The organism is Sphingomonas sp. PP-CE-1A-559 (genome assembly GCF_004340965.1).
Taxonomy (GTDB): Bacteria; Pseudomonadota; Alphaproteobacteria; order Sphingomonadales; family Sphingomonadaceae; genus Sphingomonas.
Genome location: NZ_SLYA01000021.1, coordinates 1 through 13,272, shown reverse-complemented (window position 1 = coordinate 13,272; position 13,272 = coordinate 1). Strand labels below are relative to the sequence as shown.

Annotated in this window: 10 protein-coding genes; 4 read left to right on the top strand and 6 right to left on the bottom strand. The window is 56.3% G+C overall.

What is annotated here, in order from left to right:
• Positions 1–376 precede the first annotated feature (376 nt).
• The 5 genes from C8J42_RS19655 to C8J42_RS20585 form a co-directional block, all read right to left on the bottom strand.
• On the bottom strand, positions 377–1,594 hold the full coding sequence (locus C8J42_RS19655) for a hypothetical protein (RefSeq protein WP_133021499.1): 1,218 nt from the start codon (positions 1,592–1,594) through the stop codon (positions 377–379).
• A 446-nt stretch (positions 1,595–2,040) separates the two neighbouring features.
• Positions 2,041–2,664 (bottom strand): DUF3885 domain-containing protein, encoded by a 624-nt coding sequence (locus tag C8J42_RS19650; RefSeq protein ID WP_133021498.1) that lies wholly within the window; start codon positions 2,662–2,664, stop codon positions 2,041–2,043.
• A 1,033-nt stretch (positions 2,665–3,697) separates the two neighbouring features.
• Positions 3,698–3,943, bottom strand: coding sequence for a hypothetical protein (locus C8J42_RS19645; RefSeq protein ID WP_133021497.1), 246 nt, complete (start codon positions 3,941–3,943; stop codon positions 3,698–3,700).
• A 579-nt stretch (positions 3,944–4,522) separates the two neighbouring features.
• Complete coding sequence (locus C8J42_RS19640; RefSeq protein WP_133021496.1) at positions 4,523–5,614, bottom strand: TonB family protein; 1,092 nt, start codon at positions 5,612–5,614, stop codon at positions 4,523–4,525.
• Between the two features lie 73 nt (positions 5,615–5,687).
• Entirely contained in the window at positions 5,688–5,966 is a 279-nt protein-coding gene (locus tag C8J42_RS20585; RefSeq protein WP_347812425.1) for an integrase core domain-containing protein, read from the bottom strand.
• 38 nt (positions 5,967–6,004) lie between these two features.
• Here C8J42_RS20585 and C8J42_RS19630 point away from each other — a divergent pair, with 38 nt between their 5' ends.
• Complete coding sequence (locus C8J42_RS19630; RefSeq protein ID WP_107956072.1) at positions 6,005–6,571, top strand: recombinase family protein; 567 nt, start codon at positions 6,005–6,007, stop codon at positions 6,569–6,571.
• 144 nt (positions 6,572–6,715) lie between these two features.
• Here C8J42_RS19630 and C8J42_RS19625 read toward each other — a convergent pair whose 3' ends face one another.
• A complete protein-coding gene (locus C8J42_RS19625; RefSeq protein WP_056413502.1) occupies positions 6,716–7,222 on the bottom strand; it encodes a MucR family transcriptional regulator in 507 nt (168 codons plus the stop codon).
• Between the two features lie 722 nt (positions 7,223–7,944).
• Here C8J42_RS19625 and C8J42_RS19620 point away from each other — a divergent pair.
• From C8J42_RS19620 to C8J42_RS19610, 3 genes are all read left to right on the top strand, one after another.
• On the top strand, positions 7,945–9,879 hold the full coding sequence (locus C8J42_RS19620) for an EAL domain-containing protein (protein ID WP_165895580.1): 1,935 nt from the start codon (positions 7,945–7,947) through the stop codon (positions 9,877–9,879).
• A gap of 347 nt (positions 9,880–10,226) precedes the next feature.
• The gene (locus C8J42_RS20275) at positions 10,227–10,556 is read left to right on the top strand and encodes a YfiR family protein (RefSeq protein WP_162236997.1); all 330 of its coding nucleotides are present in this window, start codon (positions 10,227–10,229) and stop codon (positions 10,554–10,556) included.
• 2 nt (positions 10,557–10,558) lie between these two features.
• Positions 10,559–12,610 (top strand): TonB-dependent receptor, encoded by a 2,052-nt coding sequence (locus C8J42_RS19610; RefSeq protein ID WP_133021493.1) that lies wholly within the window; start codon positions 10,559–10,561, stop codon positions 12,608–12,610.
• The last annotated feature ends 662 nt before the right edge of the window (positions 12,611–13,272 follow it).

Below are 13,272 nucleotides of genomic sequence, written 5' to 3'. Positions count from 1 at the left end.
TGCGAGCGGTCCGTTCCAGACAGATGCGCCATGCCACAAACATACCACGCGACGCGATCTACGGGAATCCTCAGGCCGGGTTCTCACACAGTCTGTTTGATTTTTGCATCAGGAATGGCCGGGATGGAAAAGATCGCTCTGAACGAATGGCTGCTTTCGGGCTGACGACGCGACGACCTAAACGGCCGAGAATGGGCGTTTTGAGACGGGGTATCATCGGGGTACAGCACGGCACGAAAGGCTGTGATTGGGTGAAGTTTGGGTGGACGCGGCGGAGGGTGTCTCCGCCGCATAATAAAGTAAGACGCCTACGGTTGGGGGCGCCAAGAATGGGTACGAGACAGCCTATTGTTAGCGTTATTTACCAACTGGTAAATTATTCATCGCGCCACTCTCGAACGGCGGGTGTAAGTGGACCGTCGAGGAAGCGCACGTGCCCGCTCGTCGCGTTCAAGATCATCGGATTCTTGAGCGCCATCGCCAAAACCGCTCGCTCCGGCAGATATGACCGATTGCCTGGCTGTATGAACTGAAATAATTCCGACGCGGGAGGCTCCGTCGCGATCAGGTTCGACAGTTCCGCCGATAATTGCTTGTGATCTTTCATGCACAAAAAGGCGTTCAGCCTTACTTGTCTAATGAGCGGGGACAAATCTACCGGATGTGACGCCGTATCAAGTGACGCCATTATAGTCCTAGATTCTGCTTCTCTGCCAACGCCATTCAGGGCGCATGCTCGTATCCAAGAGAATTGAGCATCGCTACCGGGCACTTTTACACTTTCAGAATCTTGGGGGGTGGATACTGAAAATTGGGCTGAGGCGTTCGTTATAATTTCTAACGCCCGATTATAACTTCCGCTTCTAGCTAGGTATTGCGCTAACGCTACTTGGTAATTCAAGCGTGCGTCCGGCAGCGTGGTTGTATCTTTAACCTGTTTATCTAGCACTTTAATGGCCTGGGAAGTATCGCCACCCTCGAAGAGTATGCTCGCCAGCTTGATAACTAGCATCATTCGGTCATATTGTGAGTCTGCAGTTGTTGTCGTCAATGATAACTGCCGATTCAGTATGTTTATCGCCTCCTTTCGGCGCCCCGACTGGGTTAGTATACGCGCGTACTGAAGTATTGACGCTTGCAGAGCACCTGAAGTTTCTTCTGCGGGGCCCCTGGGATCACCATTTGGCAACCCTACATCTGCTGCAGCTCTGGCGCGTAGCAGTGCCTTATCACGAAGCACGACGAGATCGGAGCCTGCCCATCTGAGGACAGCTTCCCAGCTAAAGCGTAGTCGCTGATCCGCCAGAACGGCTAAAGCATCGTCAGGATTTTCGATGCGGCGTACGAGCAGCACTTCGTTGCTTGGAAGCCTGAGCGTTATGACCGCTGTATCGCCAACGATATGAAATTCAGCCTCACCTGCTTTATCGCCCCACCTAACGGATTCATGAGCACCTGATCCGCCAGGGGCAGCGTGCTGCGGGGATTGCTGAGACGAGGCCCCTGCGACTGGAACGAGACTGCCAAATAGCAAGCATCCGAGCGCGCGCAAACCGAGGAAAATTTGGTATTTTTTTACCACCAAAACGTCCATTCATAATCTCGTAGGCCAAATACAGGCATTATGAATAATAGATAGATCTTTTGAGTATCCCAACCAGTAAAGAACTGAGTACGTCGCTTGATGACGGCGTAATCTTCCACAGCGCCGCGACGTATGGGACAGCATGTCGAATGGGCAATCTGAACGACAAGCTCGGCTTAAACTAGTTACTCGCGACTACGTAGCGCATTGATGATCGTTCGCGGGCGATCGCGAGTACGCGATCCATTCCAATGCAGATGGCCTTTTGTCGCGGGCCGATTGGGGTATCTACGGGGTGCAACGTACCATGCGCTGTTAACAAACGTTGGTTTTGTGCGGGGTGTGTGCCGCTGCGCCGGATGGGGTATCCGCCGCAATCGGTAGCGAAATGTCCGGAATGGGAAAGAAAGCAGACTGGCAGCTCTAGAACGAGAGTGGTATTAAAGCAGACGTAGTTAGAACATCTTGGCCATACGTTCGCGATCATAATCGAGAAGCCAATCTGCAAATTCTACGTAGAGGACTTGAAGCTTGGCGGGATCGTCGCTGATTACGTCCATGCCCCTATCATCGTAAACGTGCAGCATTGTAGAAGATTCTAAGTCAACGAGAAATGTTAAAACGGGAGCGCTCGGGTATATGGGCATTTCTGTCGCGACCGCATGCCAAAGCAACGTGTCACGGAGGACCTTGTGGTGGCTGAGGTCATAGCCACGTAAATGCCAAACATAGTCCTCATCATCACCCGGATCGGGATAAACTGCCGCCTGCCATTCACTAACTTGCGGCGCATCAAACCCGGTAGAACGCAGAGCAGCGAATCCATCTTCTACTTCCTCAGGTAGCCCAGCATGGTATGGCGGTCTATCGTTCCATGCGACAATACCAAAGCAACTATCACTAAACAGCGCGTCGGCTATTGCCGTCGATCGTCGATGGGCTTGGAGGAATCGTGGAACCGATTGCGTAGTGTTATCGAACTCTTCCCCACCCAGTTCAAAGCGCAACCGAAAAGCTTTTGCAACCGTGCGAGATGCCCAAAGGTTTGACCAAAGTTGCTCGATCTTTGGGGTGTCCATGACGCTTGATAACAGGATTACTCGTTAGGTCGCAATGTCCGCTTTCGGGAAGCAAAGAGTGTTGTCCCGATGACCAAGATTGGGCGTTTCGAGACGGGGTATGGCTGGGGTACATTGTGCGGCGCTGGGTCAGATACCCTAGCGTTGCCGGTAGCTTGTTAAGGCCGCGGCGGAGGGGATCTCCGCCGCACTCGGCTCGGGGAGTATTCAGCATTGGGAAAGATAACGGCCTGACCGTTTTCGGGGAAATTGGCGGGTAAGCGGAAGTTCGCCAACGAGCCATGACCCTAGTTTTTTCCACCCCTTCGCTCATCCTGCATGCTTCGGGCGCTCAAAAGTCCTACCAGCGAAGACAATAGGTCAATGCTTGTAGGGATACGGAACAAAGATGAGGGGCTTTCTTGGCGTTGGTTCTGATAACCGTCGTTCCGACGTTCGATCAGTGGCTCTTCGCGTCTTCGCCCGTGTCAGATATAGTTCGGCATCTCTTACCATTGATCGAGCCGATTCTCGTGATAAGGGTGCGTTTTTAAACTGGATCGCTGCTGCGGGCAGACTTCGCAGAAGTACCGCGCACTGGAAAAATAGTATCAGCCCGTCCGGTGCCGGACAAAACATTGTATAATCTTTATCTAATTTAGTTTGCACGCTATTCGACGGATATTGATGAAATCCAAGCCAATACCCGCCAGCATAGCTCTTTCCAGTATGTCCCCTGCCGAGATCAATGTAATATCTAGCGTCAACCGGGCTACCCGATTTGGGCAGGTCCGGTATTAAGCGGGCATACGCACTCTTCTTAGCGCCCTCCTCTATTCGCGCGTCTACGGTTCCTTTTGGGAAAGTTAGTGTTGTGCCATTGTACCGGAACGGCGCTGTGTCCGGCACTTTCGGTGCTGGTGATCCACAGCCAGCTGCTGCAAGCGACAACAGGCATGCAATCGCGGGGCCTGAATAAGCTGACATATCGGTTTTCATGATCGAGGGATGAGGCTTTCAGCACAGTGAGGCAACAACGCCGTCCGCTTTGGGGTTAGCTGTTGGGCATCCCGAACGTCCGCAACTGGGCGTTCTTGCCCGAGCCGGCATTCTCGCGAGGGATGCTTTCGGGAATATCCGGCTCGGAGGGGAAAGCGGCAATCGCATTCGGTGACGTGATGATAACCGAAATACTGGAGATTTCAGTGGAATAATCTTTGGTCAAAATGGGTGTCGGGCAACATAACAGAGTTTCATTCCGCTGCACTCGGCGATCTGCCCAGCCTTTTATCAAGATCATTTGCGCGGCGACCACAATCGATTATGTAATCATTATACTGTCTGGTTTCATTGCTTAATATAACAAGCTTATTATTCAACAAGATAAACCACGCAGATGGCTTGGCGTCTGGCTTTGTTACATCAAATACCACGTGTCCCGTGACGCAGTTTATTTCGCGGTTCAGATATCCATATTGAATTTTCGATTTTGCGGTAGTGTCAAAACGAGTGGCCACTAATCTATTTATGTTTAGACCAAATTTCACGTCTTCAGGATTTAGATTTGTAGCCTGCCTAGAGCAGCTCGAAACACATATTGCCAAAGGCGCTAGCATTGCACACCGGATTACACTGGCCTGCCTTTTTAACGCTAGTGTCAATCCATACCACGCAAACAGATAATCAAGGGGAGACAGCATAGCTACTACCTTTCTTATCAGACCGGACCACGACATCGCATAGGCCAAAACAACTCAAGATTTACTTTCTAGCCTTTATGCAGTGACGGCATATGGACGTTTCCGCCATTCCCAAAAGGGAACGCCAATTGAGAAGCCTATGGCGTTCCCGATCGGGAACGCCAGCCAGGCAGTGCTCGTTACCGGGTGCTCTTCGGCGGAAGCTTGAACTTGACCCGCTGAACACAGCCTCGACGGCCTAAATCGCTTTCTACTACCCGCGCATTGGAAAGCGCATTGCGCGCGGTATCGCCGAACGCCTCGTCCGGTTCAGAACCTAGAACCCTTACGTTCCCTACCGCTCCCCATGGCGCCGTATCATAGCCAATTACGGCCGCCCCTTCGATTCCGCGGCGCCAGAACGCTCTGGGGTAGGCGCTTCCGTCGAGAAGACCCGGGATCGATTTGGGATCCACGATACAACCGGGCTGGTCTCCAGTATCCAGGGGCGTGTCTGGCACCGGTACGGGGGCCGCCAGGTGGGCGCTTCCGTTATGGTAGAAGTGATAGGTGCATCCGTGAAAACCCGCTCCCGGCTCATAGCGGTTGGCCAGCAAAGCTTCTCGGCCGGCTCGCTCGAGCCCTGTATCGCCGGACGTACCCAATGTCTGGACGTTGCCAGGCTTACCTGCGGCGTTCACGTCGAATGCCAGAAACACCCAAGATGGTCGGCGCGCCGGTTGCGACAGTTTTTCGAAGGCCGGCAGGTTAAGACGCCGGTACTGGCCTGGCTCGCGGGGGCAGTTTGAGTCTGCGGGGCGAACTCGTTCAAACAGGGCAGGCGCGAATCCTATGGAGTCCGGACGGCTCGCCAGTTCGTACAAATCCGGCATCGACGCCTTCTCGATCGGCGTGACCGATACCTTGAAGGACACGCTGCATTTTGCCTGCGGCATTCCGGTTGGAAAGCTCGAAGCCGCCAGCGCAGGGGCAAGATCGCTCGTGTCGACATACCAACCCGGCGATTCCGTCCTATCACGGCGGATCGTGCGGGCGCGCCCCTGCGCATCGATTACGAAGGAGAACCGATATGTGGGTGAGGGGCTTTCGGTAACGGCGGGACCGTAACGCGTTGCAACGGCTGTGAAAGGCCGAACGATGTTAGCGGCTACTATCGGCTCGCCTGAACAGGTGACATCGCTGGCGGTGAACGCAACGACCTCCGTCCGCTGTGTGGCGAACGGTACCGGAGGGGCAGGGACACTGAGCAGCGCGAGCAGCGCACCAGGCATGGCGTGATCTCCAAATTTACGACATCGATTATCCCGCTGGCGGCAACGTGCCTAGTGACGTGACCCCCGCCTTTCATCCAGCGGCAACCAGAGACCGACCGTTGTAGTCGCGCAGGAGCGCGGGTGAAGCAACGGGCGGGTTTAAACCCGACCGTTGATTTTCGAGATTGGCGGCGAACGCCGCTGGTGTGGCGTAGCCGAGCGAGGAGTGCGGCCGCTCGGTGTTGTAATCATCAACCCAGCGCGCGAGGATCGAGCGCGCCTGGCCGGCTAAACCTTCGCGTACCACCGCCCGCCTTCGACGGCCCCGACGGCGACGCGCTGCGTGAGAGCGCAGATCGCTTCGCCGCATTCCGAGGCAGGCGCCCTAACATGGCGGATTCCCCGCTGATGCTCATCGGATATGCCCGGGTCTCGACATCTGACCAGAATTTGACGTTGCAAACGGACGCTCTGACCGCTGCGGGATGCGAACGGATCTGCAGTGACAAGGCGAGTGGCGCGAAAACCGACCGTCCGGGTTTGTCAGAAGCGTTGAACGTCGCTCGCCGGGGAGACACGCTCGTCGTCTGGAAGCTCGACCGCCTTGGCCGTTCGATGAAGGGCCTTGTCGAACTGGCAGCTGACCTTGCTACCCGCGGTATCGAGTTACGGTCCCTAACCGACGGGATCGACACAGCGACGCCGACCGGCAGGTTGCTCTTTCACATTCTGGCGTCGATCGCAGAAATGGAGCGTGAGCTGATCCGCGAACGCACAATGGCCGGGCTACTGGCGGCCCGTCGCAAGAACGGGCCGGGCAGGGGGCGCAAGTCGGTCCTGACGCCAAAGAGGGCCACGGCTATGAAGCTGCTCGCTGCGGGCGATCGTCCCCGGGACGTAGCCGAGGCGATCGGCGTCTCGGTCGCAACCTTTTACAGGCATTTTCCGGCTGGTGGCAGCGAGCCGGGCCCCTGAAGACCCGCTACCTGCGCATCGTGCCCTTTAGTGGCCATGATCGCCGTCTGATGACCCTGGAGGCCCTGAGGACGCGCCTCCAGGGACGTAGACTGCATTTCCACAGGGGCTCGGCTCCCGTTTTCCGGGAAGCTATGCCATGGCTTATTCGGCTGCCGTTTCTTCGGTCTTGCGCTTGCGCGGAGCCGGGGTGGGCTTGGCGTCTGCCTTGGCTGCATTGGTTTGACCGGGCTTGCGACCCAGGCCAATGCTTTTCGCCATCGTGCGACGTGCTTCCGAATAGGTCGGAGCGACCATGGGGTAATCAGCCTTCAGGCCATAACGCTCACGATACTCCACTGGCGTCATGCCGTTAGTCGCAAGGTGGCGGCGCAGCGTCTTGTACGGCTTGCCATCGATCATGCTGATGATGTGATCGGGGCTGGCAAGCGACTTACGCGCCGTCACGGCCGGGGTGTATTCTTGAGCAGGTGCCTCGGGTTCAGCAGCCGTAGCGTTTCCGCCGACCAGTACCGAAACAGTTTCGTACATTTTGTTCAGGAAGGCCGGAACGTCGTCAGCATTGGTACGCGTGTTGGGGTTTGCTAACCACGCGATGGTCAATTCCGTGGCGAGCTCAACGGGGTTCAGATCGAGGGTAGTGTCAGACATAGCAGGGCTCCATTTCTGGAGGCGCATCTAGGTATTTGATTGGTTGCTGGCAATCTTAGTTTACCCGAGGCCACATATTTAAGATTGGTGCATGGAAGGACCGGAAAATGCGGTGATCACAAATGGTTCGATATGCAGATCCTACTCACCGCCCACTTGATGTCGGGCCTGCTAGCAACGCGCCGCATCGGACGTTTAGTGGCACAGTAACGTACTTCTCCGCTTTGCATCTCGATCGTGGCGGACCGGTTGGTCCGGCTTCACTACTGGCCACGCCGGCCCGGCTTTGTATGACCGGAATGGTTGCTCACGAGGCACTCTGGTATGCGCCCATTTTTGCGACGGCGGGATTAGCTCGCGCTGATAGTTTCCTCGGTAGATTCGGGATGACATACCGCCGATCCTGCGCGTGAGGTATCAAGCTTGGGCGGATTGCAAATCTTTTTTGATCGCAAAAGGATTTGTTAGTCTTGTCAGCGGCATAGGCGCTGAACATGCTGGAACGACGAACCATCCGAGGCGCCGCCTTTCGCATCGGTCGCCGTGCCTCGCGTCTCGCGCAAAACGAGATAGGTCCGGGGCCGCAATTTGCATGTTCAGAAGCTCGCGCTCAATGCTTTGCTGACCTTGTTCAACCAGATGATGGGTTGACCAGCCTTAACGCTGTTTCCGAGATCGAACGAAAGTCGCGGCTACCGCAGTATATAGCTGGCCCCAAGGCCGTGATCATATTGCTCGTGCTGGCAGTGACACTTTGCCTTGGCACGCTCATCTACGTTCAACATGCCAACAGCCTCATCGTTGACCATGACATGCAGACGGCAGTCTCATTGAGCGAGCTTGCCGCGCGCTTCGACCACGAAGATGGCAACCTGTACCGCCTGCTGGTTGATGCGTCGGCTAACGGCCGCGCCGCTGACAGCACCCGACGCCTGATCAATATCCGCCATAGGATCAGTCAGATCAGCGCCGATCTGGCCAGGCAGCGGGAGGCGCTCGACCCTCGGGACATCACTCGTGCTACCCGGGTCGTTGCAGAGCTCGGCAAATATGATGAAGCGGTTGGAGTGGTGTCGTCGATGCTGGAAGTCGACTTCTCCACTAGCGTTGCCATGCTGCGCCCGTTTCGTGCCAATGCAGACCGTGTGCTGGCCGAGGTCAAGGCAATCGCAGCCTCCGGCATTGCCGATGCGCACCGTCATGCCGAGGATGCTGCGTGGCGGACGCGATGGCTTGTCGCATTAGTTACGGCTGCGGTGCTGATCGTCGCCGGCCTATCCTATGCTTGGCTCGCATTGGCAGCCGAACGTGGTGTCCAACTGACAGCGGAGATCACGCGCCGCGGTATCGCCGAGCAGGAGGCGCTGAAGCTCGCACGCACTGACGCGCTGACAGGTCTCGTTAACCGACGAGAGTTCGGTAACGCGCTTGAGATTGCCATTGACGCTGCCATGACCGCTGGCAGAGGATTATCAGTGGTGCTGCTTGATCTCGATGGCTTCAAAGATGCCAATGACATGCATGGACACGCTGCCGGCGACACGGTGCTCATGACGGTTGCACACCGACTGCATAGCGTCTGTGGGGATTATGCCACTATTGCGCGCCTGGGCGGGGACGAGTTTGCTATAATCGTGCCAGACGAAGGGAGCACAGGCGATGCCATGGCGTTGGCCTACCAAGCTAGTCTCGTGCTTCATCAACCGCTCGCCTGGCGCAGTAACACGATTACGGTCGGTGCCAGCATCGGGGTCTCCCGCTTCCCGAATGATGGGGTCGCTGGGAGCGAGCTACTGCATGCCGCAGACATCGCGATGTATGAAGCCAAGCGGGGCAGCAAGGGCGGCGTCTGCCTATTTTCCCCTTCAATGGAAGCCGAGCGGTTCGAGCGCCGACGCATGGAGCAGGAATTGCGCGATGGTATTGGCCGCAGCGAAGTAAAGCCGTTCTATCAGCCAATCGTCCGTTTCTCAGATGGGGGGCTATGCGGCTTTGAGATTCTGGCGCGCTGGCATCATCCTCGTCTCGGGCTACTAGCGCCTGACGCCTTTATCAGACTTGCCGATAGCACTGGCCAGATAACGGCGATGACCAATTCGATCCTGCGACAGGCGTGTATTGATGCGCGCCAGATCCCCGCTCACTTGCGTTTGGCTTTGAACATTTCGCCGACCCAGTTCGAAGAACCGGGACTGGCCGAGGCACTGATCGCCATCATCCTCGCTGAAGGCGTCTCGCCATCGCGTTTTGAGATCGAGATTACCGAGGATGCGGTGATGGATGACATCGTCGCGGCCGAACGTGTGCTGGCAACCTTCCGCCAAAGCGGGATATCCGTGGCACTGGATGATTTCGGTACTGGGTATTCCAGCCTATCCAACCTGCGACGCCTCCGGTTCGACAAGATCAAAATCGACCAAAGTTTCGTCACATCGCTCACTGACAGCGTCGAGAGCGAGAAGATTGTCGATGCGATCATCTCGCTGGCGCTCAGCTTCGGCATGAAGGTTACGGCCGAGGGTATCGAGGACGCGGCGGTAGCAGCGATGCTCTCACTAAAGGGATGTACCCAGGGGCAGGGTTACTTATTCGGCAAACCGGCATCATTCACTGAAACTGTCCGATTGTTCAGCACAGCCTGTCAGGTGGCCGCCTGAGCAAAAACAGGTGCCGTCCATAGGTTTCGAAAAGACATAGCCATAGGCCAGAACGGTTCATTCGATCCGCCGCCACATTCCCGGCGGGTATTAACCACTGGCACACATCCCGTTGCTATCCGGCGGGACAAACGATCGGGATACGTGTGAAACATCTATCTTTCCTCGCGGGGCCAGTCCTCGTCACTAGCATGATTTGGCCAGCGGCGACGGCCCCGTCGGCTGTTCTCAACGTCCCCGTTGCCGCCCGTATCATATCATTCGTTCAACCATCGCCTGTCGGACTGGTACCGGTCGGCATTGTTTATCAGCCCGGCAACGCTGCCTCGGAGGCGGAGGCGTCTGACATGGAGCGCATGTTGACTGGTGGCTTCACGCTGGGCCGTGCGACGCTCCGCACGCGGCGGGTGGCAGTGAGTAACCTAGGCCAGCTGACTGGCACGAAGGCTGCGTTCGTTACCACGGGTCTACGCGCGCACCAGGACGAAGTGGCCGCAGCTGCCAGCGCGCAATCTATTTTGACAATCACCGCCGACGCTGGATGCGTCGTGGCGGGAAAATGCATTGTGGGCATCAGCGGAGCGAGCAAAACACAGATCATCGTGAATAAGGCTGCGGCGCGTCGAAGCGGTATCAGGTTTGGGTCCGCTTTCCTCATGCTCGTCAAGGAAATCTGATCATGGGGCGCCTTCTTACCCTTGTGGTCGCCACCGCAATCGGTGCGATTGTACCCACCGGGCTCGATGCACAGATCGTCGACTATGCTGCGTTGGGTGACGCCTTCGGTGAGCCGATTACGACCAGCGTGACTGGCAAGCCTCAGCGAGCGTCTGAAGCTCCCGCCTCAATTACTATTATTACGCATGACGAGATCGAGCGGTCACCAGCCCGCAGTGTACCGGATCTCTTGAAGGCTTATGCCGGAATTGATGTCAATCGCTGGACCGCGGGCCAGAGTGACGTTGCCGTTCGCGGCGGTGTCCAGACCTATAACGCCAGGCTACTTGTTCTAGTCGACGGGCGACAGGTCTATCTTGATCATTACGGCATGACAAACTGGAACCTACTTGGTGTGCAGCTCGATGACATCCAGCAGATCGAGTTGGTCCGAGGTCCTGCTACTGCGCTGTTTGGCTTCAATGCCGCCAGTGGTGTCGTCAACATCATCACCACTAACGCTGGTTCAGATCCGCATCTTGGTGCAACTGCAGAACTTGGTACCCATAGCTATGCCCGCATTGGCGGATCGTTCACCATACCTGTTAGCCCAACTATCGGCTTGAAGGTAACTGGCGGACATCAAAAGGAAGACGAGCGCGCGATCCCAGGCGCACTTTACCAGCCGCCACGTACATTGGGCATCTATGCCGATCAGGTGAGCGCGACGCTGGCAATTCAGGCTGGCGCCTCAACCTCCATCGAACTTAATGGTGGGCTGACCGGCAACCGGCAACTGGAATTCTTGCCGAGCCAGATTCTGACCGAGCAACGGTTCCGCAATCAGACCGCCGGACTACAGGTGAACCACGACACCAACTGGGGCAATCTCTCTGGCCGCGTCTACACTAATTGGTTGCAGGCGGACTATGGGATTACCACGCCCATTTCTGACCCCTACAGCAGCGTTGCCGATCTTCGTACGAGCAACCGCATCACCGTGATGTCCGCGTCGGCGCTCGTTAGAATAAGCGCGGCAGACACCCTTCGAATTGGTACCGAATACCGCAACAACCAGCTCGGCTCCGACAGTCTGTTTTCACATCGCATTGGTTATCAGGTTGCAGCGGTCAGCGGAATGATCGACATTCGTCCGCTTGCCCGCCTCTCGCTGACGGGCGCTTTGCGGCTCGATCATCTTTGGTTGGGTCAGGGGGGGGCGCCGGCAGCACCTCAGATTGATCCTGCCTCAGCCTATAACCGCACGATTACGCCGGTCAGCTTCAACGCCGCTGCAACCATCCAGGTCAGCGAAAATGGCCGGTTCCGGGTTAACGGCGGACGTGGCCTGCAGTTGCCATCGCTGATCGGCTTTGGCCTACGCGTGACCGTTCCGGCGCCTGAAGTTCCGATCCCGGTATATCTAACTGGCGATCCCCGTCTTGCTCCAGTCACCGTCTGGAGTGCAGAGACGAGCTATTCGCATAGCTTGGCGTCAGGCCTAAGGTTTGATGCATCCCTCTTTTATACCCGGACCGACAAGTTGATCGCCTCGCCAGGGGGGTCTGTTGATGTAACGGTAGTGCTGACACCGGAACCGATCGCCGTCACTCGGTTTGCCAACGTGGGAAATTTTGAAAGCTACGGCGTTGAGCTGTCAGCGTCCGGTAAGATCGCGACCAACTTCGGTTGGTCATTTAACTACAATGTGACCCGGGTGGATGAGAACATCCCGGCCAACCGTAATACCACCTTCTATGCTCTCTTTCCTAAGGCGGCCACACCGCAGCATCGGGCCAATCTGAGCCTCGATTATGCCGCAGGTGGATGGTCAGCGACCACATTGGCGCATCTCACAAGCGCCAGTCGCCAAAGCAGTTTTCTTCCGTCGACAGAATTGGCGATGATACGCGTACCGGCAGCCATTACGGTTGACGCTAAAATTGCCCGGATGCTAACACCAAGGGTGTCGATCCATGTGGCAGGAGAAAACTTGACACAGGCTCGTGGTGCTTACAGCTCTCCAATACCGGCCGATCGTCGACTTAGATTGGGAGTAAGTGCTAAGATATAAGCTAAATACGTAGCTGGTTGCATGATGAATGGTCGGAAGGGCGACGGTTTCGCTCCCCATCGATCGACGTTCTTGATCATCACCCCACCTGTTCGAAACCACATGATTGTCGTCAGCCATCAGATCCGGCGACCGGGGGCGCCCGAATCTATGTGTGGCACAGGCGAAAAACCCTATCGCTTTGTCCGAGTGTACGGAAACCAAAATCCAGAGATTTTTCCGTCACCGACAAAAAGGGCGGGAGGTCATTACGCTCCGCGTCAATCCGGGTATACCCTGAATGGCGCTTTGATATTTCGTTGTTCAATCAGGGTGGTTCTCCTGAGGAGACATGTTCATTAGTCGACCCTGGATACACAAGCCTAAAGTTGTGCTGGTCAGCTTCGCCGGCCCGCGGATCCGTAGGGACGGGGCTATAGGTACGCGGCATAGCTTATGACGCGCTACCAAGACCGGCTTTCTCGGGAAAGATCGAATTTCGGGAATGTCCGGGTTGGGGAGGAAAGCGGACAGGCGGCTTTCGGACTTGCATGCCAGAAATTCGCCATCGAACGTGCCCCCCCCCCCCCAAATGCATCGGATTTTTGCATCGGCGGATATCGAGCCTTCCTGCCGTTTTCGGCCGCTGCAAAATCCGTGAGTTTTGCATCGGGTAGGCGACA

Coding starts and splice junctions, on each gene's coding strand:
- C8J42_RS19655 (WP_133021499.1), bottom strand. CDS start 1,594: ATGGACGTTTTGGTGGTAAAAAAATACCAAATTTTCCTCGGTTTGCGC.
- C8J42_RS19650 (WP_133021498.1), bottom strand. CDS start 2,664: ATGGACACCCCAAAGATCGAGCAACTTTGGTCAAACCTTTGGGCATCT.
- C8J42_RS19645 (WP_133021497.1), bottom strand. CDS start 3,943: ATGATCTTGATAAAAGGCTGGGCAGATCGCCGAGTGCAGCGGAATGAA.
- C8J42_RS19640 (WP_133021496.1), bottom strand. CDS start 5,614: ATGCCTGGTGCGCTGCTCGCGCTGCTCAGTGTCCCTGCCCCTCCGGTA.
- C8J42_RS20585 (WP_347812425.1), bottom strand. CDS start 5,966: ATGCGGCGAAGCGATCTGCGCTCTCACGCAGCGCGTCGCCGTCGGGGC.
- C8J42_RS19630 (WP_107956072.1), top strand. CDS start 6,005: ATGCTCATCGGATATGCCCGGGTCTCGACATCTGACCAGAATTTGACG.
- C8J42_RS19625 (WP_056413502.1), bottom strand. CDS start 7,222: ATGTCTGACACTACCCTCGATCTGAACCCCGTTGAGCTCGCCACGGAA.
- C8J42_RS20275 (WP_162236997.1), top strand. CDS start 10,227: ATGGAGCGCATGTTGACTGGTGGCTTCACGCTGGGCCGTGCGACGCTC.
- C8J42_RS19610 (WP_133021493.1), top strand. CDS start 10,559: ATGGGGCGCCTTCTTACCCTTGTGGTCGCCACCGCAATCGGTGCGATT.